Origin of the sequence: Mycobacterium sp. 360MFTsu5.1 (assembly GCF_000383495.1) — a bacterium.
In the GTDB taxonomy this organism is placed as follows: Bacteria; Actinomycetota; Actinomycetes; order Mycobacteriales; family Mycobacteriaceae; genus Mycobacterium; species Mycobacterium mucogenicum_B.
The window spans coordinates 36,061-57,228 of record NZ_KB911464.1 but is presented as its reverse complement, the minus strand read 5'-3'; the positions used below and the strand labels follow the sequence as shown (position 1 = coordinate 57,228).

Sequence of the window (21,168 nt, the reverse complement as noted above, 5' to 3'; positions counted from 1 at the left end):
GTGGCCAACGCGCGGAGCCTGCTCGACTGGGACCACAACGCCTACTACCAGAGCCTGCTACTCCAGCAGCTGCCGCCGCGATGCCGGCGGGTCCTGGACGTCGGCTGCGGAGCCGGCGGATTCGCCGTCCAGCTCGCCCAGCGCAGTGACCATGTCGACGCGGTCGACCGCTCGGCGGTGATGATCGCCGAAGCGCGGCGCCGAGTTCCGACGAACGTGAACTGCGTCCAGGCCGACGTACTGACCGACGCGCTGCCGGCAACCGACTACGACGCAATCGTGTCGATCAGCGCACTGCACCACATGCCGCTCGACACCGTGCTGCCGCAACTGGCCAGCGCCCTTCGGCCCGGCGGGGTCCTGGCGGCGATCGCGCTACCCAGGACAGATCTGCGGCGTGAGTGGCCACATGAGCTCGGCGCCGCCGTCGCACATCGCGCGCTGGGTGTCCGGTTCCGCGCTGAGCGGCTACTGGGCACCGGAACCGGGTTCGCGAAGACGCCGGACCAAGACGTGATGCCGGTGGTCCTGGATCCACCGCTGACGACGCGCGAAGTCGCCGCGCAGGCCGCGACTCTGCTTCCGGGCGCCCACGTGCGGCGCCTGCTCTTCTGGCGTTACCTGCTCATCTGGCAGAAGCCGGCGGCGTAGCCACGCCGAAAAATCGTTGACGGCATCTCGGCGGCGTGCCATTCTGTCCGACTGCCCTGTTTCCGACCCACATCACACATCATGACTCTCACGAACGACGAAATAACCGAACTTGCAACCGAATTCGCTGCCGACGACCGCACGGGTCGCCGGCCGATCGCCGATGTCGCGGCCTGGCTGGACGACCTGCACCCGATGTCACGTCAGGCCCTGCACGCACTCGGAGAGTTGCTGGCCGGCGTCTCCGACCACGACAGGGCCGAGACCGCCGATCGGTTCACCGCCCGTGCGCTCGGGGTGACCGACTGCGGTCAGCTGATCGATGAAACCCGCGATCTGAATCCGGTGGCCCGGTTGACCACGGCGTTGGCGCTCGGTGAATGGATCAGCGAACACACGCAGGTCTGTCTGGTCGGCCCCGGCGAGTACGCGCATCCCCCGATGTGGACGCAAACCGAGATCGGCGGACGGCAGTACCGCCACCCGCTGAGCCTGCGCGTGCACTTCTCCGCGGGGTCCCTGTTGCCCGAGGCCGGGTGCGTCATCAAGATCGAGACCCGCGAGTCGTTCAACCACTCGGCCGAGGTCAGTGTCTACGTGACGCCCGAGCATCAGGCCGAGGCCCGCGTGCTGCTCGACAGGCTCGCAGAGCGTGCCAACGCGCTCAACCCGTACCGGGGCCGGGCGCTGCGCGCCACCAATGCCCACGGTTTGCAGCTCACGGTGATCGAGCTGCCGCCGGCCGTCAGCCGATCGAATGTGATTGTGCCCCAATCAGTGTGGACCGAAGTCGATCTCGGTATCGCAGCGGTGCGCGATCGTCACGGCCTGCTGAACGCCCACGGCCTGGGGGCCCGCCGCGGCGTGCTGTTGTGCGGTCCGCCCGGTACCGGCAAGTCCGCGGTGAGCGCGGTCGCGGCCAGTGAGGTGGTCGGCGACTTCACCGTGATCTATGTCGAGGCCCGCGCCGGAGCGGACCTGCTGACGGTGGTCGTCGAGGAGGCGCAGCGCCTGGGCGGCCCGGTGCTGCTGGTTCTCGAGGACGTCGATCTGTGGTGCCGGGATCGCTCCGTCGGCGGCGGCGGGCTGTCAGAGCTGCTGCAGGCCATGGATATTGCCCCCGACGCCCGCATCCTGACGCTGGCATCCACCAATGACGTCGCGACGCTGGACAAGGCGGCGATCCGCACCGGCCGGTTCGATTCGGTCGTCGAGGTCGGTTATCCCGACCGCGTCGGCGCGGCGCGCATCCTGTCGGTGTTGCTCAGCGACCTGCCCGGCGGCGCCGATGTGAACACGGCGGCGGTGGCCGCGGCCCTGCCCGAGCGCACCAGCGGCAGCGACATCCGCGAGATCGTCCGCCGTGCCCTGCTCGCCGGCAATGGCGAAGCGATCAGTACGGCGGCGCTGCTCGCCGAACTGGGCACCGGCCGCTACCGCGCCGAGCCGCCGGAAGGCATGTACCTGTAGGAGACGGGAACGACGTCCCAGGGCTCAGGCGCGGTCGCCGGAAGACGTGAGCCTGTCGAGCACGTCCAGCGCCTCTCGGCACCAGTCCACCCAGGCCTGCTCGGTACGCAACCCCGCCTTCAACACGAGGTGACGGAGGACGTCGGCGTCGGCGACCGGGGCCGCGAAATCGCGGGCATCGATCTCGCGGTAGTTGGCCAACATCGCTTCGTGCGCGGCGAGGTGATGCGCGACCACGGCGCGCACGGACCCGGTCTCGCCGAGCGCCGCGGCGGCGCGCACCCGCACGGCGATGGACATCCGCTCCGGCGCGGGATCATCGATGCCACAGAGCCATTCACCCAACGCCGCCCGGCCGGCCGGTGTAATGCTGAAGCGCTTCGGCTGGCCCCGCTCGGGGCGATCAGGCGTCGAGGCCTCAGCCAGCCCGGAGGTCTTGAGCTTGTCGAGTTCCCGGTAGATCTGCTGGTGTGTTGCCGGCCAGAAGTAGCCGAATGCCCGATCGAACCGGCGAGTGAGCTCGATACCGGTCGATGCCCGCTCCGTGAGGGCGGTCAGGATGGCGAATTGCAACGACATGGCGTGATCGTAAGTCCCGTGAGGTTTTCGTCGGTGGAGCGCAGCGGCAGCAGTCCTGTCAGGCCCGTTATCCAATCTGTTGCATAAAAGCGCGACGGCAGCCAGAACTGATGATCGACGCTACCCAAATACGACCAACTGCCAACATGTTCGAAACCACGCAGCTGCACGTCAGCGGCCGCCGAATCCTGATTATGCCACTAGTTGCATAATCACTCCGGCGCCACTAGAGTCCCGTTCAAACACGGTCTCCGATTCGAAGGGCTATCACCACCATGGGTCTGCCTCCCGTCCTCGCACAGCGCCTGTCCCTGCCGGTGGTCGCATCGCCGTTGTTCCTCTGCTCCGGTCCCGACCTGGTGAAGGCGGAGTGCCAGGCCGGCGTCATCGGCTCGTTCCCCGCGCTCAACGCCCGGCCGTCCAGCCTGCTCGGCGATTGGCTGGATGAGATCCAGGAGTCGAACGCCGCCTACGCCCTCGCCAATCCCGACGCCATCGTCGCGCCGTTCGCCGTCAACCAGATCGTGCACCGCTCCAACGACCGTCTCGAACACGACATGAGCGTGATCGTCGAGCACAAGGTCCCGATCGTGATCACCTCGCTGGGCGCACGACCCGAGATCAACGATGCGGTGCACTCCTACGGCGGCATCGTCCTGCACGACATCATCAACAACGAGTTCGCGCACAAGGCCATCGACAAGGGCGCCGACGGCATCATCGCCGTCGCAGCCGGCGCCGGCGGCCATGCCGGCACCCAGTCCCCGTTCGCGCTGGTCCGTGAGATCCGCGAGTGGTTCGACGGTCCGCTGCTGCTGTCCGGCGCCATCGCCCACGGCCGGTCCATCCTTGCCGCGCTCGCCGCGGGAGCCGACTTCGCCTACGTCGGTTCGGCATTCCTCTCCACCGACGAAGCCAACGCGGTGCCCGAGTACAAGCAGATGATCGTCGACTCCACCGCGTCCCAGATCGTGTACAGCAACCTGTTCACCGGCGTGCACGGCAACTACCTGCGCGGCAGCATCGTCGCCCAGGGCCTCGACCCGGACAACCTGCCCGAATCCGATGCCTCGGCAATGAACTTCGGCTCGGGTGGGAACACGGACGCCAAGGCGTGGAAGGACATCTGGGGCGCCGGTCAGGGCGTGGGCAGCATCAAGGAACGACTCACCGTCGCGCAACTGGTCGAGACCTTGAAGACGCAGTACGTCGAGGCTCGACAGGACCTGCTGAGCCGAGTGCTCGACGACGAGGTTCTCGAGCCGGTGCACTAGCCCGCCTGATACACCACCGCACCGTCGTACACGGTCGCAGCCACCAGCGAGGCGTCCAGCGCAGCCACGACGTCTCGCGGTGGCGCTGCCAGCAGGCACACGTCCGCCGGCAGGCCCACCGCCAGCTCCCGCGACACCTCCGGCTGCTCAGGTGCGCCGAGAAACATACCCAATGCCGTTGCGGCGTCGATCCTTTCATCCGCTCCCAGCACGCTGCCAGCGGGCGTCGTGCGGTGCACCGCGGCGCGCATCGCCGCCCACGGATCGGCGTCCCCGAACGGCATATCGGTCGACAGCGCGACGGGTATCTGCGCACCACACAGCGACGCCACCCGCCACAGCTGACCATGCTCGTCAGCGGGCACGTCGGTGAGGTACTGCGCGCCGCGCTCGGCGACGAAATTCGGCTGGGTCACCACCAGCACGCCGAGGTCCCGCAGGTCGGCCAGGCAGTCGTCGGGAATGACGGCGCCGTGCTCGATGCGATCCCCCGCCCGCGACCCCGCCTGCCGCAGCGCGGCGATCGCGACGACCAGCTGCATGGCCGTAACACAGTGCAGCGCAACGATTCCGCCCTGCCTGTGCCGGGTGCCGATCCAATCGGCCAGCGCATCGAGGTCCAGATCGTCGTCGTGCAGGATGCGCTTGGCCGGCGCCAGGACTTCGACGCGCTGGCGCAGTTCGCCATGCCGGCGCGCCTCGGCGAAGTCCATCACATCCTCGGCAGTCAGGTCGGGGGTCGCGTCGGTGACACCGGTGACACCGAACGCCGAGAGGCGCCGGCTGATCTCGCCGAGCCCGGCGTCGCTGCGCTGCAATGCATGCGTCCAGCCGGGGTCCGCGCTGCGCAGCCGGCCGTCGGGATGGCCGGGCAGGCCGACGGCCGCCAACCCCGCGGAGTTCAGTGTCCACAGGACCCCGCTGCGATGCTGGACGCGCACCGGCACATTCGGGGAAACCTCGTCGAGCACTGTGCGATCCAGCGGTCCCGCGACGGCCTCGTGGTAGCCGACGGCCCGAATCCAGCCGTCCACGCCGATGGCGGCCTGCGCCAGGACCGCACGCAGCGCGTCGCGGCTGCGCACCTCCCCCGGACCGACCCGCACCGACGTCAACGCCGCTGCCGCCGAACGCAAGTGGACGTGATGGTCGTGTAGTCCCGGGATGACGGTGCCACCGGCCGCGTCGAGAACGTCCTCCCCAGCGACCGGCTCGAGGTTGTCGGCAATGGCCTCGATGCGCCGGCCCAGCCGAATATCGACGGCCCGACCGTCGAGCAGCGTGGCTCGTTGAATCAGCATGTCCCGGAATCCCTTTCACGCACGATGTCCCGCACCCGCGCGTTGTCGGCACCCAACTCGCCGGCCCGCGACGACAGCACGGGCGCCACCGGGCCGGCTACCGGACCAACGCTGCCCCCGGCCGTGAGCGGTAACGCGGCGTATTCGGCCGCCACGGCTGCCAGGGCGACTTCGACGACCTCACCACCACCGCGCCGCAGCGATGCCGCCACCGCAAGCGCGGCGTGCATCCCGGTCAGCGGATCGGCGATCGCGTCACCGCAGAACACCGGTCCGCTGCCCGCCGGGTCGGAGCCGACCAGGCCACCGGAAACCGCGGCATCATCACCGAACCCGACCCAGTGGGCGTGGGCCCCCGCGGTGCCGTGCCCGGTGACCCGCAGCCACACCCGGCCGTCGCGCGCCGGAACATCGTCCGGCCCCAGGCCCCGGTTGACGAGAGCATCCGGGCGTGACGACTCGATCACCACATCGGCCACCGACAACAACTGGCGCAGCTCGTCAGGCTGGCCGAAATCGGCGGCGTAACAAAGCTTTCCGGCGTTCATCCAGTCGAAGAACCGTCGTTCCCCCTGCCGGGTGCCGTCCGGCCGCAACGGGCTCTCCACCTTGATCACCGTCGCGCCGGCTCGGGCCAGCAGCTGTCCACACAGCGGACCGGCCCACATCGAGGACAGGTCGACCACCAACACCCTGGCATAGTCCCGGAACCGTTTTCGGTTGCCGTGCCGACGGACCACGGGTGCGGCCGCAGCGGTCTCCCCCAGCACGCCAACGGGAAGACCGAGCAGACGCGCACGCTCCGCAGCAGCGGCGACCTGACGGCGGCCGGCCCACTCGGTGATCGCCGGCCACAGATGATCGATCGGCACATCGCATTCGAGCAGCGCCGGTACCGCGGCGACGTCATCGGGCCGCGCCAGGGTGAGGGCGAACCATCCGTCCCGCCCGGCGATCAGCCGCGTGGCGCCCCCGGCGCTGGTCCGGCCTTGCCGGTGCAGCCCCGACAGCGCGGCCCGCCCCGCGAGGAGTTCCGCGGCGTCGACCTCGATGCCGAGCTGGTCGGACAACTCGGATGCGACCGCCCGTGCCCGAGTCAACATCGCGGCGCGGCTGACGTCCGGTGGTCCGTCCGGCATGCCCGTCAGCGCGGCCAGCCCACTGACCGACCAGTCCCGCGCCACCTCATCACTCACGCGCAGACCGCATCGACCAAGCCCCAGTCCTGCGCCGTCGCCGCGCCAAGCGTCGCCCCGGACAGCACCAAATACGCTGTGCGCCAGCGACCGATCCGTCGCGTGATGCTCACCGTGCCACCGGCTCCGGGGATCAGGCCCAGCGCCAGCTCCGGCAGGCCGAGCGTGGCATCGGGGTGACAGGTCACCTGCCCGCAGAACGCGGCCATCTCCAGCCCGCTGCCCAATACCTGGCCGTGGACGACGGCCCGGCACGCCGCACCCAATCGCGCGGTGATCTCGTCGAGCACCAGGGCCGGGCTGAAGCGCGTGCGGGCCAGGTGCGCCGACGCCGGATCGTCGAACGTCCCGAATTCGGCGAGGTCCCCGCCGCTGCAGAAGGACGGACCGTTGCCGGTGAGCACCAGACCCGTCACCGAGGTGTCCAGACGAGCGACCTCCAGCGCCTCCAGCAGTGCCGCCCGCGCATCGGTGGAAAAAGCATTGTGGCGCTGGGGGCGGTTGAACGCGACGTGCAGAGTGTCACCATCCCGGTGTGACACCACCGGATCCGGGAGCAGCGGAACGGTTTTCGGTCCACGTTCGGCCAGCCAGCGCGCGAACTCCCGACCGGACTGCAGCGTCGAATACGCGAGCGATTCGGTGATCACCCCGGCGAACGTCGGCGCCGCGGGGTCGAACGCGCGCAGCACGTCGTCGCACACCGCAGCGGTCTGCTGCCACGTGGCGACGCGTTCGGCGATCTGCGCCAGCGCCGCGTCCACATCGGGCACCTGCACGGTCCTGCGGTCCGCACACGGGTGGTCGACCAGCGTGAAAGTCGCTTGCTGCAGCCAGAACTCGGCGTCATCACCGGCCGGGTCGCCAACCCCGATCACCAGACCGGCGGCAGCCGGGTCAGCGGCAAGATCGACGACCCTCAGTTCGTCAGGCAATGGACACCCGGTCCTCGGCCTCACGGTGAGCCAGCGGCACGTTCTCGCCTCCTGCGGATGTGGACATCCGGATCATGCCACTTCCGCCGCGGATTGAAGGTCTAGTCGAGCTGGACCCGCACCGTGACCCGGCCCTTGTCGTCACGCGTCGCGATCGCATGCCCAGAACGGTCGGCGCCGCGAAAGTTGAGCAGAGTGATGGGGGCGCCCTCGCCGAGGAAGTTGCGCCACCAGCTCTTGGAATCCGGTGCCATCACGCTGATGATGACGTCGTCGCCGGACAGCCGGTAATTGACAGGGGTCTGGAAGCTGCGCCCCGATTTGCGACCCGTGTAGCGGATCTCGACCAGGCTGCGGCCGACGATGTCGCCGAGGACGGGCACAGTCGTCAGACCGACCGCGGCCTTATTGATCGCGCGGGTGACCGGGTTGTCGAAAAAGCTGCTGGACATGATCGCCAGGCTAGCGCGGGTGGCGCGAGTCGGCCGGTCTTGATCACGCGCACTCGCGACAGACGTGTCCCTGCGATCGGTCAGCCGCCAGCTCGCTGAACTCCCGGACGTGAATGCAACGGATGCAAATGAATTCATTGACCTGCTGCGGCGTACGAGCCAGCTGCTGCGGGCTGTCGTAATCGATCGTCACGTGGTCTGACCTTTCCAAGACGACACCGCACATGCGGCGCGTCCGCACCGAATGCCCGTTCGGCGTTCGGACTAAACCAATCTTCCAACCATCCGCGCGCGGCAGGCCTCCGAATCACTGGGTAAAGCAGGGCATTTTTGGGAAATGTCCTAGGCAGTCGAGCTGAAGCCGTTACCGAGGAGAGTCTGTGACAGACGTGAAGCAATCCGCGCCTTCATTGCGCGTGCTGGTTACCGGGGCCACCGGTTACATCGGCGGTCGTTTGGTGCCCCGCGTCATCGAGGCCGGCCACCGAGTGCGCGTGATGGCGCGGAACCCGGACAAGATCAGCGACGTGCCCTGGGCGGCTGATGTGGAGGTGGTGCGCGGTGACCTCACCGATGCGGCCACGCTCGGCGACGCCTGCCGAGACATCGACGTCGTCTACTACCTCGTGCACTCGATGGGCAACCCTGGCGAGTTCACCGAGGCCGAACGCCGGAGCGCAGAGAATCTCGCGTCCGCCGCGCGCACCGCCAACGTCAAGCGCATCGTCTACCTGGGCGGCCTACACACCGAATCCGACCGGCTGTCGACGCACCTGCGGTCACGCAGCCAGGTCGGAGAGATTTTGATCGATTCCGGCGTCCCGACCGTCGTGCTGCAGGCCGGCGTCGTCATCGGTTCCGGTTCGGCGTCCTTCGAGATGATCCGCCACCTGACCAACCGGCTGCCCGTGATGACGACGCCGCGCTGGGTCAACAACCGCATCCAGCCCATCGCGATACGCGACGTCCTCTACTACCTGCTCGCCGCCGCCACGGCCGAGGTGCCGCGCTCACGCACCTATGACATCGGTGGACCCGACGTCCTGCGCTACGGAGAGATGATGCAGATCTATGCCGATGTCGCGGGGCTGGCCAGGCGCAGGATCGTGGTCCTGCCCGTCCTCACGCCCAAACTCGCCGGATTGTGGATCGGGCTGGTAACTCCAGTTCCACCTCGCATCGGCCGCGCCCTGATCGAGTCCCTGAGCACCGACTCTGTGGTGACCGAGCACGACATCGATGAGGTGATTCCGCCGCCGCCCGGGGGCACCACGGGATACCGCGACGCCGTCAGGTTGGCGCTGCGCCGCATCGAAGACGGCGAGGTAGAAACCACCTGGGCCAACGCGTCACCGACCGGCGCCCCCGCCGACCCGCTGCCGTCGGATCCCAGCTGGACCGGCGACGCCATCTATACAGACGATCGCAGCATCGACTGCGACGCGGTCATCGAGCAGGTGTGGCGCGTCGTCGAGGGTATCGGCGGCGAACGCGGCTGGTACTCGTTTCCGCTCGCCTGGACGGTCCGCGGTTGGCTGGACGTACTGACCGGGGGTGTCGGCCTGGCACGCGGCCGGCGCAACCCGAACACCCTCTATACCGGCGACGCCCTCGACTTCTGGCGCGTGGAACGCATCGAACGGCCGCATCTGCTGCGGCTGCGTGCCGAGATGCGCGCCCCGGGCCGAGCGTGGCTGCAATGGGAACTCCAATCCCGCGACGATGGCACCACCCGACTCCATCAGCGGGCCATCTTCTTTCCCAAAGGTCTTGCCGGACGGCTGTATTGGTATGCGCTGATGCCGTTTCACGGGATCATTTTCACGGGCATGATCAAGAACATCGGCGCCGAAGCGGCAAAGGAGGGAACTATCGCCGCCCAGTGACCGTCACTACGTCCGGCGGCGCCGGTTGATCCACCAGATGTGCGTCGACAGTGCGGTCGCGAAAGCACACCAGGCGGGATAGGCGGCCAGGGGCGCCGCACGTAGTTGTCGTACCTCGAGGGCGCGTCGCGTCAGGTCGGCGCTGCTGACGGTCAGCGCGCCAGCGGTCAGTGCCGCGGCACCGAGCCGGTGACGATTGAAGAAGACCCACGACCAGCTGGCGTTGAGCCCCAGATTGATCGCGAGTGCCGTACCGAAGCGACGGGCGGCGCGGACTTCGCCTGCGTCGACTAGGCGGTCGACCGTATCGGCGGACACGACAGCGATGTCCGCATACAGCAGCGGCCAGACGATGGGGAACACCTGCCGGGGCGGCTGATAGTTCGGCTTGCGCAGACGCGCGTACCACGGTGAGGCAACTGCTGGGCTCGTTGCCGTCCCTCCCACAATGGCAGTGGCAGCTACAGCGGCGGCCGTGGCGCCGATCGTTTTCAGCTTCATGGTGCGGTACTCCTGTGGTGAATTGGGGACGTGGTCGATCGGGCGGGCTGCAAAGCGGTCACGTTTCAACGGGAATCGCGATCTCGTTGCGACGTCGGCACGGCAGCGTCCATGGCGGGTCGTAGAACCAGGCCGACGGGTCGCCGATGGCGGTGAATCCATAGTCGCGGAGCGTGTCGCGCAGGTCAGCGGTGCGCCGGGCAATGCTGTCCGCGCCACGATCACCGCTGAAGCGCAGTACCGCAACGGTTTCCGCCGGAATCTGAACCAGCTCGACGCGCGCGTCCTCAGGTACGGGCAACGCCTCCAGCGTCGATCCCGCCGGCATGAAGAACCGGACAACCCAACCCCGGTCATGGCTGCCCTGCTGCCCGACCGGCGCCGTCATCGCGATTCGATCGCCCTGCCGGTTGCCCCCGAAAATGTAGGCGGCCAAGCTCCGGAATCCCTCGCCACGTGCGTCTTCCTCATCTCCGTGCACCGTGATCTGAGCGGCGATTCGTCGTCCGTACCTGCGAATCTGCACTGCGCCGGCCAACGGCTCCGCATCGTACGGCGGCTCCTCGACCCCGCCGCGGATCCCGACCGTCGACGTGACCGGTACCAACAACTGCGTCGTGAACGTTCGCATCTGGCTCAGCACATCGCACGCCTTCCCGTTTCGACTACTCCGTCGAACGTGATTCGGAGCCGACGCGCCCGCGGATGGCCTGAACCTCAGTGGTTCGCATCGCGGAAGCGGAGCTGTCGCCGATGAGTGGACAGTTGTCGGCAGCTGTACACCCTCTCCCGTACGGTGTGTCTGTGAGTTTCGCGATTGACAGGTCAGTAGAGATCGACGCACCGGCCGAGGTGGTCTGGCAGGTGCTCACCGACGGGGCCAGCTACGGCGAGTGGAATCCGTTCTGCATCGAGTGCTCGTCGACGTTCGAGCCCGGTAGCCCGATCGACATGAAGGTGGTGCTGATCGGCCCGCCCAAGAAGCAGCGCGAATACATCAACACCTTCACCCCGGGCGTCGAGTTCAGCTACAACATGAAGCCCGCCCCGCTGGGACTGCTGCGCAGCGAGCGCTCGCACCGGCTGACCCCGCTGCCCGACGGTCGCACCCGCTACGACTCGCACTTCCAGTTGTTCGGCCCAGTGTCCCCGATCGTCGCCGGCCTGCTGGGCCGCGCCCTCAAGAACGGCTTCGGCGGCATGACCGACGGCGTCAAGAAGCGCGCCGAGTCCCTCCGGTAGGCGAGCGCCGCGCCGGCTGAGCGGCGCGGCCGAGACACGGCCCTCGACCGATGAATTTCGCCGTCGGGTGCAGTCTGATCTACATGGGCAGACTCATCTATGGCTTAAACGTGTCGGTCGACGGATACATCGCCGACGCACAGGGCAGCATCGACTGGTCCGAACCGAGCGACGAACTGCATCAGTACTGGAACGACTTCGAGCGGGAAACGGCCCTATCGTTCTACGGCCGGCGGCTCTACGAGCTGATGGCCGCGTACTGGCCGACCGCCGACCAGGAACCGGATGCCACCCCGCTGATCGTGGACTTCGCCCGCATCTGGCGGAACATGCCGAAGGTCGTGTTCTCGCGCACGCTGGATTCCGTCGACTGGAACTCCCGCCTGGAACGCGCCGACCCGGTTGCGGTGGTGTCGAAGCTCAAAGCCGAGACCGACGGCAATCTGGAGATAGCCGGCGCGACACTGGCCGCGCCCGTCGTGCAGGCCGGGCTGGTGGACGAGTACCGGATCGTGCTCGTGCCCATAGCAGTCGGCGGCGGCACCCCGTTCTTCCCGACGCTGCCGTCATGGATCTCGTTGCGACTGTTGGAGAACCGCACGTTTCCCTGCGGCACCGTCCTGCTGCGGTACGAGGCCAAGCGCGACTGAGGGCGGCCCGGCTAACGCGCTGACGCGACGATGATGTCCACGGCCTCGGCCACGCTGTCGGTGCAGTGGATCAGGTCAAGGTCGGATTCGGAAATCTTTCCTTCGGCCAGCATCGTGTTGCGGATCCATCCGATGAGGCCCGACCAGTAGTCGACGCCCAGCATGATGATCGGAAACGCGGTGACCTTGCGGGTCTGTACCAGGGTCAGGGCTTCGAACAGCTCGTCGAGGGTGCCGAATCCGCCGGGCAGGCACACGAACGCCTGCGCGTATTTGACGAACATGGTCTTGCGCACGAAGAAGTAGCGGAAGTTGATCCCGAGATCGACCCAGTGGTTGAGGCGCTGTTCGAACGGCAGCTCGATGCCCAGACCGACCGAATAGCCGCCGGACTCGCTGGCCCCACGGTTGACCGCCTCCATCGCTCCCGGACCGCCTCCGGTGATCACGGCGTAGCCCGCGTGTACCAGCGCGGCGCCCAACTCCTCACCCAACCGGTATTCGAGCGAATGTGGTTCCGTGCGGGCGGAGCCGAAAACCGTGACTGCCCTGGGCATTTCCGACAGGGCATCGAAACCGTCGACGAACTCGCCCTGGATCCGCAGCACGCGCCAGGGGTCCGTGTGTAGCCACTGGGTGTCACGGTGACTATCCAGCAGGCGCTGATCAGCGGTGGTGGCAGCGCATCGGTCGCGACGAAGTTGCACCGGGCCGCTGATCTGGAGGTCGCCGTCGTCGTCCAGGTTGTCGTTCTCGTTCACGTCGGCCAGCGTATGGGAAGCCGGTGCTCACCTGAGTTTCAGCTGGCCGCCGCACCGGTGCGGATCAACTTGGCGAGATCCTCACGGTCGGAGATGTCGAGCTTTATGCAGGCCCGATACAGGTGGCCCTCGACCGTGCGGACCGATACCGTCAGCCGGTCGGCGATCTCGCGATTGCTCAGCCCGGCGGCAACCAGGTTGGCAATCTCACGTTCGCGCACCGTCAACGGCAAGGGGTGCGCCGCCAATTCCAGTGCGGGAGTGCGCACTCCCCCGCACTGCGCGGCCAAACGGTTGGCGACGGCGGCGGCCTCGGCGCTGCGTCGCCGGTCGTCCGCCGCCGCGAATGTCGCCGATGCCTGCGCGGCTGCGTCGAGAGCGGACAGCCGCGCGCCGAGCTGCTCGAATTGCTCTGCGGCAGTGAATAATCCGGCACCGTCGCGCTCGCTGACGGCCCGGGCATGTGCCGTGATCACCGCCGCCATGCGGCCGCCGACTCCGGACGCGACCTCGATCAGCCGGTCCGCGGCGCTGTGGTCCCCGAATCGCACTGCGTCATGCAACGCCAGCATGGTCACCGCACACTGGCCGGAACTGTCGGCCAACCGGGCCGCATCCAATGCCAGTTCGATTGCGGCGCTGACGTTTCCCTCTGCCGCCGCGAGCCACGATTCGGCGATCCTGAGCTGTGGGCCGAACACCGCGACGTGCCGGCCGGAGCGGACTTTCAGCTCGGCGACCATCTTGGCCCCAGGCTGCACGTGGCCCAACGCGCAGTACGACTGCGCCAGCAGCAGCCGGGCCGGGAAGCTCCATGAAGCCGCCGACTCTGCCGTCAGTGCCGCCACCGTCTGCTCCATCCGCGACACCGTCTCGACGAAATCGCCGCGGGCCAAACCGATGGTGCCGACCAACACGTTGGCCATCCCCCACGCCAGATACTGGCCCGACGAGGTGATCTGCATCATGACGGCGGATCGGCTGCTCGCCGCGTCGAATTCGCCGGCGAGCACCAATGCCCGCACCTCCCCGAACGCGGTGAGATAACGGAGCAACCCGTCCGCCTTCGCGCTGGCCATGCGGCCCCGGCGCGCCAATACCGCCACCTCTTCGCTGCGTCCCATCAGTGCCAGTGCGAGCGCACCACCGAAGGCCGCCCACTGCAACGCGACCGGATGCGCGATGGGCTCGGCCAGCACTCGATTGGCCATCGCCACGGCCTCGGTCAGCCGGTTCTCGAAAGCCAGTGTTGCCGACGCCGTGCCGTCGATGATCGGTACCAGCTCGGGGCTCGTGATGCGCTCGCGGAGCAGGGCGAGCACTTCATCGGAGCCCTCGGCGTCACCCATTGCCCAGTGCAGGTTGGCGATGCGGGCCCATCCCCACCGCAGCAACTCAAGTTCGGTCATCTGCTCGGGGTCGAACGAGCTGAGCGTCTCCTCGGCCTCGGTCGCCTTGCCCTGCCACAGCAGCGAACGCGCCAGCAGTTCGCCGGCCTCGAGACCACCGCCCCGGTTGGTCGCCGCGCGCGCCAGCCGCTCACCCAACGTCACGTTCGTGAGGGCGATCGCCTCTCTCGCCGCCGTGACGAGCAGGTCCAGATCGGGGACCTCGTCGCTGTCCAGCGTCAGCTCCGCCAGCCGGATACGGTGCGCCGAACTGTTCAGCGGCCGGTCCCGCATCGCGCGAACGAGCTCGCCGCGAAGTCGGCGGGCCGCGGCCATCCCCAGCCGGCGACGGATCACCTCACCGAACAACGGGTGGGTGAAGCGCACATCAATGCCACCCGGTTCCTCACCGACGCGCACCAGACCGCGGCTTTCCGCCTCTTCGACCACCTCCGCACCGACGATGGCGGTCAGGGTATCCAGGTCGAGGGGTTCGCAGAAGGTCAGCAACCGCAGTGCGTGCAGCACCTGGTCGGGCAACTGGTCGACCCTGGAGTCCAGCAAGGACGCCAGCTCCGAGGTGACCGCGGCGCGGCCCCGCAGTTGCCACACGCCCCGCACCTGCCGCAGAGTCCCGGCCTCGATGGCGCCTTCCACCAGGTGGCGGACGAACAGTGCATTGCCGCCCGAGGCCTGCCACATCAGCTCGGCAGACAGACCCTCCACCTGTCCGCCCAATGCCTCTTCGATGAGGCCGACGCACTGCTGCTGGCTGAACGGCATCAGATGCAACCGCTGCAGATACCGGTCCTTCCACAGCGACGTGATCGCGTCGGGGACCGGCGCGCCGGCCCGGACCGTGGCCACGATGCGCACCGAACCGTCCAATGCCAGCTGGTGCAGCAGCGTCGCCGACAGCTGGTCCAACAGATGTGCGTCGTCGACGCCGATCACCGAATGACCTTCGGCCAGAATCGTTTCGCGCGCCGCGGACAGGAATGCCACCGGGTCACGCGAGGTGGCGCTGCGTACGAGATGGGCGAACACGCCGAGCGGGATGCCCCGCGCCGACTCGGTTGCCGCAACCCAGTGCGCGCGCACCGGCAGCGACTGGGTGACCAGCCGGGCGAGCGTCGTTTTGCCTACGCCCGCATCACCGACCAGGACGATGCCGCAATCGCCGGATTCCCCGAGCAATGCTCCGCGAATCACCGAGAATTCACTGTCGCGGTGAACGACCGGCCAGTTCTGGGCCACGGCGCACAATTCTACCGGCCGATTTTCGCTGTTGAAGGCGTTATGACCGGGAAAGATCGGTCCGCTTTTCGGGCCGGCAGCTAACGACCGGCCCGAAATACGGACGTTACATCTTGTCATGCAGATCGGACACCATGTCGAATAGCGTCTTGTTGTTGTGGGTCCTGGTAAGGACTTTCGCCAATGTCGTAATTTGGTCGAAGACCGAGCGAGTGGTGTTCTGCTTTTCGTCGAGCGGCTCGGTGTCCGGGGCCAGCAGGTCGACCACCCGGTAGTCCGCGCCGTCGGGGCCGATCAGCGGCGAGCCGTCGGTGTTGGTGCCGTTCAACATGTTCATGATGTCCTGCGGCTGAGCCATCGTGATCACTCCTGTCGCTCGGGCAGCTACCGGCCCTGCGTCGGCCGCAGTTCCGATGCCACAAGCGGCGGCAAAATCGTTGGGCGACAAGCCGTCTGCGACGTTCATGTCGCAATTGCCGAACGGGTTGCAGCCCATCGGCAGGCCTTGATTCGCGCCATATGCCCCGTCTGTGTACTGATGCGCGATCTGGCCGGGCAGCAGTGGGTTGGAGCCGTACGACGCAGCGATCACCCGAAGTCCTTTGGGCCGCGATACCCACATGGTGTTGAAGTCGCCCTGGTTGGCATAACCGATGATGCGCGCCGGATTGCCGGCGTATTCGGCGAGGTTGTCGTACAGGGCGTTGATCCAGGCGGATCCGTCGCCGCCAGGATTCCCGCCGCTTTCGACGTCCAGCATCAGGACGACCCTGGGGTGCAGTCCCCCGTTGGCGTCGATCATCTGCCGCACCGTGTTGGCATTGTCCTGCCAGTTCGGGCGCACGTAGGTGTAGACGATGCCGCAATCCAGCCGGCCGGTGTCCAGCGCATTGCGCATCCACGCATAGTTCTGCGCGAAGTTGGAATCCCGATGCGTGCCGTCGCATACGCGGATGGACAGAATCTTGTACGGGTAGGAATCACTGACCGGCACCTGGAATTCGGACACGTCGGCGAAGAAGCTGTCCACATGAGCCTGAGTCGGGGGTGTGCCGTCCTCGACGATCGGGCCGGCCACGTACCAGTGGTCGTTCCAGTAATTGCTGTCAGACGGGAGGGCCTTGGGCGTGGTGCAGCACCCCCAGGAGCCCGACGATTCCATCGCGACGCCGTCGACGACACAGTTCATGTGCGAGTGGGGACCGCCGTCGCCTTCATGGTGCAGGTTGATCACCACCGGCGCGTCGCCGGGCACGTCGCTCAACGATGCGACGTGCATCAGATCGAATGGTCCGACGTGTTGCTCGCCGAACGGCAGGTACCGATACGACTCGGTGGACAGACCTTGCCTGCCCCAGACCATCTGGTCGCCGTTGAACACCGCCGAGAGTACGTCGGTCACCAGGCCCGAACAGTCACAACCCACGCCGAGATCGTTCGGATCCCAGGTGCCGCCGTAGACGTAGTCGTCGCCGAGCCGGTCGAAGAATATGCGTTTGGCGAACTCCACGTCGCCTCGAGTGACGGTCATCAGTCCCTCCTTTGATGAAGTGATGGGAACCCAAGTGTCGCGACGAGAGATGCAGGGCCGCACCAGTAGCCCACTACTCGAATCGCTCCGCATCGGCGCACCCGATATTGCGGTGACGCCGCAATTGTCGAGTAGCGGGCTACGCGCGTGTTCGAGCCGCCGGCGGTGCAACATCGTTGGGGCATAGGCGAACCGGATCGCAAGCTGACACGGCGACTCGGTGGTCCTTGCCAGCACCGAGGAGGTCATCATGAGCCTGGTTGCCATGGCGTCGGTCGCGGTCGCGCGCGACCTCGCACCGGTCGGTCAGCCGCTGAACAGCGTGACAATTGGCGCCGGACAGGGGGTTTCACCGTCACCGGCGCCGTCGGGCGGAGTGCCGGACGCGCAGCCGGAGATGCCGGCCCCCGGACCGACGGCGACGTTGCGTCGGCCAACTGATATCGCCCAAGTGGCCCCGCCGGCACCGCTGATCGATACAGCTGCCGGATTTGCGCAGTTGCTGGCCGCCCAGATCCCGGCCGAGGCACTCGTCGCCTACACGACGTTGTTGGCATTGTTCGTCGACTCAGGCCCTACGTACAACACCGGCCGGTGGGTGCTCTACGGCTTTTCGGTGATCGCCTGCGGTGCCATCATCCTCGCGACCTATTGCGCCAAGCGGAATTACACGTTGCAGCACGGGGACGTTGTGAGCGCGCTATGCGTCATGCGCCCGCCGTACCTGCCGATCGCGGCAGCCATGTTGTCGATGGCCGTATACGGATTGACAGTGCCCGGGTCACCACTGCAATACAGTGTGCCCCACGGCGCGTTCACGATGCTGTCCGGCACGCTTGCCGTCGGCGGAGCACTGATGATGACGATCCTCACACCGTTCCTGGGCACGGGTAATGCCGCCGTCCCGGTAGCGAATTCCGAGCCCTGACATCTGAATTCGCATATTCGAGTAGTCGACTACTCGATACAGCCACCCGCCACCGTCATTAGCTTCGAATCCAGCAAAAGGGAGGTGCGCGATGGCGTTTCAGAGTCCGTCCAAGGCGTCGGAGTCCACCCAGGAACTACGCCTCGCGACGACGATGACCGGCGGAGTCAGCCTCGCGATCTGGATGGCCGGGGTGACACGTGAGATCAATCTGCTTGCCCAGGCGTCGGAGTGGCGACTGAGGGGCGGTGACCTTCCCGCCTCGACGCTAACCACGGCGGCGGAAACATCCCTCAAGCTCTACGCCGAGCTGATCGATCTGCTCGACGTCGTTGCCGACGTCGACATTCTGTCGGGAACCAGCGCCGGCGGCATCAATGCAGCGTTCCTCGCCTGGTCCCGAGTCAAAGGCGCCGACCTGGGCAATCTCCGCGAACTCTGGCTCGACCTGGGTGCGCTGACCGACCTTTTACGCGATCCCACAGATGCCAGCACGCCGTCGCTCCTCTACGGCGACGAACGCATGTTCAAGAGCCTCGACGCCGAGATTCCGACATTCACGCACGGGCCGTTCCAGACCCAAAGCAGTGGTGATCTGCCGTCTACGACGCTCTACATCACGACGACACTGCTCAACGGCGAGACCAGCAGGTTCACCGACTCCTTCGGTACTCAGGTCCAAGACGTCGACCGGCGCGGCGTCTTTACCTTCACCGAGCAGAACCTCACGAATGGCAATGCCGCGTCTGCACTCGCGTTGGCCGCGCGCAGCAGCGCCTCGTTCCCCGCCGCGTTCGAGCCCTCCTTCATCCCCTTCACAGAAGGAACCGTCAGGTCGGGAGACGTGCCCGCCCGACCGCCGATGGCACGCTTCACCAACTTCACCCGGCCGCACTGGGTCGCCGATGGTGGATTGCTGGACAACCAGCCCATTGACGTTGTGCTGCAACGAATCTTCGATCGGCCCGCCCAACGACCGGTCCGCCGGGTCCTCCTGTTCGTCGTGCCGTCCTCGGGACCGACACCAACCGTGGAGGAAGCTCCGCAAGATCGACTCGACGAACCTCTCGGACTCGTCGACGCGCTCCTCAAAGACCTCACCGCAATGACGTCGCAATCGATCTCCGTCGACCTCCGTGCCATCCGCACCCACCAAGACCGGATGCACGCGCGCGCCAACACAAGACTGCATCTCGCACAGCTCGCCATCAATCTGGGGTCCGACAGGCCGCTGCTGACCCCGCGGCTGCTGACGGACTACGCGCAGCAAGAAGCCACCCGACACGCGCAGGCCGTCACCGCCGCCCTGCTTCGCCAGCTCAGCACGTGGCCCGCGGCGAACGGCTCACCGCAGAGCATCCCCACGAGCTGGGAAGCAAATCTGAAGATCGGCGGCGACGCCGAAAACCTCTGCCGCACAACGATCACCGAGTCCATCAAGGCTCATTGGTTGTCCCCTGGCGGATCGCTTCCGACCAGCACAGCCGAACTCGCACGGTACGGGCGGCCAGCCTTCGACCTTGCCAAGGCGTGCGCCATCGTCATCGTCCGGGCCGCCTACCAGCTCGCGACGACCCCAGAGGAAATGGCCGCCATCTCAACAATCGCCGCCGGCATCTCCAACGCGTGCCCGCCGCCCGAACCGTTCGACCTCGGCGACCTCATCACCAGGGTCTGCACCAACACACAGACCCGGAACCGATCACTGGACGAGGCCGCCAAGGAAATCGCCAAGGCCTATCTCGAACACCTCGAAATCGACGAAACAGCCTGGGCGCAAATGGGTTCCGCCATCGCTGACGGACGGAACACTCTGGACGACATTGCCAAGCAGCCACTGACTATCAGGCGGGCAGCCGACGCCGTCCGCCCGCCTGATAGTCAGCACCTCAACCAGCTCAAGACCTATCTCACCTATCTTGGGGAGGAATCCACATCGGGAACCGTGGCCACCAAGCTGTTCAACCTCGCCGCGACCCAGCGGGCGATGCTCCCCACCGACGCGGACGTCGAGCAGTCGCTGGAACTGATCCAGGTCAGCGCCGATACCCGCTGTCAACTCGCGCCCGATTTTCAGACGGCCACCGAGAAACTCACCGGCATGCAGTTCCACCACTTCGGCGCCTTCTACAAACGGTCATGGCGTGCCAACGACTGGATGTGGGGTCGGCTCGACGGCGCGGGATGGCTGGTACACGCCCTTCTCGACCCACGACGCGTGCAGTGGATCGTTCCAACACCCGAAGCCAACGGGGCAGTCAGCCGGGCGCAGTGGTTCGTGGACAAGCTCGGAGCGATCGGGGCGCCCGACATTCCGAGCGCGAACTCGGCGCCTGCCGCGGTCCTCACAGAACTCCGATTCCTCGACAACCCAGACCAGCCGATGCCGACCAGCCTTCCCCACACATCCATGTGGCTGGCGCAGCCGTGGCAGAGAAGTGTCCTCGACGAGGAACTGGATGCGCTCGCTGATGCCGTACTCGACCCGCGAGCGGGAGAACCCCCGGACTGGAGCCCCGAAACGACTCTCGGCTGGGCCGAATCGGTCCGGGCCGCCTCGGCATCTACCAAATACGGATTGCTGCCCGAAAATCCCATTGCCGCGGAGACATTCGCCACTGATGGTGGCTCCCCACTCATGTCGTGCACCATCGCCAAAGCCGTGGCCACCGTGACCGCGGCGGCCGGTTCCGTCGAACAGCTACCAGGCGTTCTCAAGCCACCACTGAACGTCACACGGATGATGACCGTGGGTGCGTATCGCGCCGTATGGTGGGCCAAAGGCGACGCGCACCGGATCATCGTTCTCGGCGCATCGCTTCTCACTCTCGGCGCAGTACTTCTCATTGTCAGCGCGGCAACCGCGCTGCAGGGCTCGATCCTCGTGGGACTGTTGGGTCTGTTAGTCGCCGGCGGGACAGGCGCATATCTCATTGCTCTGGGAATGTGGCAGCACTCCAGCAGACCGTCACTCGCCCGTGTCGCCGACCCGCTCACGCGCAACGATGACGCGTGTCCTGCACCGGAATCGGTTCGGCGCTTCCACGTATCGCTCGCCACACCACGGGCTCTAAGGGCGCGGTCCGCGAGCCGTCCGTTGTCGAGATGATCACAGGGCGTATCTCGCACCTTCTGAATCACGTTGTCTGTCAACCATTTTCATGGC

Annotated in this window: 19 protein-coding genes; 8 read left to right on the top strand and 11 right to left on the bottom strand. The window is 66.7% G+C overall.

Going from position 1 to position 21,168, the window contains the following annotated elements:
- Both H289_RS0107075 and H289_RS0107070 read left to right on the top strand, forming a co-directional pair.
- Complete coding sequence (locus H289_RS0107075) at positions 1–651, top strand: class I SAM-dependent methyltransferase (protein WP_231387968.1); 651 nt, start codon at positions 1–3, stop codon at positions 649–651.
- 81 nt (positions 652–732) lie between these two features.
- Positions 733–2,121 (top strand): AAA family ATPase, encoded by a 1,389-nt coding sequence (locus H289_RS0107070; protein ID WP_020100064.1) that lies wholly within the window; start codon positions 733–735, stop codon positions 2,119–2,121.
- Positions 2,122–2,145: 24 nt separating this feature from the next.
- On the opposite strand, the gene H289_RS0107065 is transcribed toward H289_RS0107070, so the two are convergent.
- A complete protein-coding gene (locus tag H289_RS0107065) occupies positions 2,146–2,700 on the bottom strand; it encodes a PadR family transcriptional regulator (protein WP_020100063.1) in 555 nt (184 codons plus the stop codon).
- A 275-nt stretch (positions 2,701–2,975) separates the two neighbouring features.
- On the opposite strand from H289_RS0107065, the gene H289_RS0107060 reads away from it, so the two are divergent.
- Entirely contained in the window at positions 2,976–3,974 is a 999-nt protein-coding gene (locus H289_RS0107060) for an NAD(P)H-dependent flavin oxidoreductase (protein ID WP_020100062.1), read from the top strand.
- On the opposite strand, the gene H289_RS0107055 is transcribed toward H289_RS0107060, so the two are convergent.
- The 5 genes from H289_RS0107055 to H289_RS33970 form a co-directional block, all read right to left on the bottom strand.
- Entirely contained in the window at positions 3,971–5,275 is a 1,305-nt protein-coding gene (locus H289_RS0107055; RefSeq protein ID WP_020100061.1) for an amidohydrolase family protein, read from the bottom strand. The genes H289_RS0107060 and H289_RS0107055 overlap by 4 nt on opposite strands.
- The gene (locus H289_RS0107050; RefSeq protein WP_051128430.1) at positions 5,269–6,414 is read right to left on the bottom strand and encodes a CoA transferase; all 1,146 of its coding nucleotides are present in this window, start codon (positions 6,412–6,414) and stop codon (positions 5,269–5,271) included. The genes H289_RS0107055 and H289_RS0107050 overlap by 7 nt, the downstream gene beginning before the upstream one ends.
- A gap of 53 nt (positions 6,415–6,467) precedes the next feature.
- Positions 6,468–7,349, bottom strand: a complete 882-nt coding sequence (locus tag H289_RS0107045; RefSeq protein ID WP_020100059.1) for an enoyl-CoA hydratase/isomerase family protein — start codon at positions 7,347–7,349, stop codon at positions 6,468–6,470.
- Positions 7,350–7,507: 158 nt separating this feature from the next.
- Positions 7,508–7,858 carry a PNPOx family protein gene (locus H289_RS0107040; protein ID WP_020100058.1) on the bottom strand — a complete coding sequence of 117 codons (351 nt, stop codon included), beginning with the start codon at positions 7,856–7,858 and terminating at the stop codon, positions 7,508–7,510.
- A 43-nt stretch (positions 7,859–7,901) separates the two neighbouring features.
- Positions 7,902–8,084 (bottom strand): DUF4193 family protein, encoded by a 183-nt coding sequence (locus H289_RS33970; protein ID WP_020100057.1) that lies wholly within the window; start codon positions 8,082–8,084, stop codon positions 7,902–7,904.
- Between the two features lie 154 nt (positions 8,085–8,238).
- On the opposite strand from H289_RS33970, the gene H289_RS0107030 reads away from it, so the two are divergent.
- Complete coding sequence (locus tag H289_RS0107030; protein WP_155944069.1) at positions 8,239–9,744, top strand: SDR family oxidoreductase; 1,506 nt, start codon at positions 8,239–8,241, stop codon at positions 9,742–9,744.
- A 6-nt stretch (positions 9,745–9,750) separates the two neighbouring features.
- Here H289_RS0107030 and H289_RS0107025 read toward each other — a convergent pair whose 3' ends face one another.
- Both H289_RS0107025 and H289_RS0107020 read right to left on the bottom strand, forming a co-directional pair.
- Complete coding sequence (locus tag H289_RS0107025; protein WP_029104886.1) at positions 9,751–10,245, bottom strand: TspO/MBR family protein; 495 nt, start codon at positions 10,243–10,245, stop codon at positions 9,751–9,753.
- A gap of 58 nt (positions 10,246–10,303) precedes the next feature.
- Complete coding sequence (locus H289_RS0107020) at positions 10,304–10,876, bottom strand: SOUL family heme-binding protein (protein ID WP_051128429.1); 573 nt, start codon at positions 10,874–10,876, stop codon at positions 10,304–10,306.
- A gap of 173 nt (positions 10,877–11,049) precedes the next feature.
- Between H289_RS0107020 and H289_RS0107015 the strand changes: the two genes are divergently transcribed.
- Together H289_RS0107015 and H289_RS0107010 are read left to right on the top strand one after the other, a co-directional pair.
- Complete coding sequence (locus tag H289_RS0107015; protein ID WP_029104884.1) at positions 11,050–11,487, top strand: SRPBCC domain-containing protein; 438 nt, start codon at positions 11,050–11,052, stop codon at positions 11,485–11,487.
- Between the two features lie 83 nt (positions 11,488–11,570).
- Positions 11,571–12,137 carry a dihydrofolate reductase family protein gene (locus H289_RS0107010; RefSeq protein WP_029104883.1) on the top strand — a complete coding sequence of 189 codons (567 nt, stop codon included), beginning with the start codon at positions 11,571–11,573 and terminating at the stop codon, positions 12,135–12,137.
- An 11-nt stretch (positions 12,138–12,148) separates the two neighbouring features.
- Here the strand turns inward: H289_RS0107010 and H289_RS0107005 are convergent, their stop codons facing one another.
- The 3 genes from H289_RS0107005 to H289_RS33590 all read right to left on the bottom strand — a co-directional run bounded on the left by H289_RS0107005 (position 12,149) and on the right by H289_RS33590 (position 17,074).
- Positions 12,149–12,898: an LOG family protein gene (locus tag H289_RS0107005; RefSeq protein ID WP_020100051.1), complete on the bottom strand. Its 750-nt coding sequence runs from the start codon at positions 12,896–12,898 to the stop codon at positions 12,149–12,151.
- Between the two features lie 38 nt (positions 12,899–12,936).
- Positions 12,937–15,543, bottom strand: a complete 2,607-nt coding sequence (locus H289_RS0107000) for a helix-turn-helix transcriptional regulator (protein ID WP_020100050.1) — start codon at positions 15,541–15,543, stop codon at positions 12,937–12,939.
- A gap of 106 nt (positions 15,544–15,649) precedes the next feature.
- On the bottom strand, positions 15,650–17,074 hold the full coding sequence (locus H289_RS33590; RefSeq protein WP_020100049.1) for a glycoside hydrolase family 25 domain-containing protein: 1,425 nt from the start codon (positions 17,072–17,074) through the stop codon (positions 15,650–15,652).
- A 250-nt stretch (positions 17,075–17,324) separates the two neighbouring features.
- On the opposite strand from H289_RS33590, the gene H289_RS0106990 reads away from it, so the two are divergent.
- Both H289_RS0106990 and H289_RS29950 read left to right on the top strand, forming a co-directional pair.
- Positions 17,325–18,002 (top strand): hypothetical protein, encoded by a 678-nt coding sequence (locus H289_RS0106990; RefSeq protein WP_155944068.1) that lies wholly within the window; start codon positions 17,325–17,327, stop codon positions 18,000–18,002.
- A gap of 91 nt (positions 18,003–18,093) precedes the next feature.
- Positions 18,094–21,111, top strand: coding sequence for a patatin-like protein (locus H289_RS29950; RefSeq protein WP_020100047.1), 3,018 nt, complete (start codon positions 18,094–18,096; stop codon positions 21,109–21,111).
- Positions 21,112–21,168 lie beyond the last annotated feature (57 nt).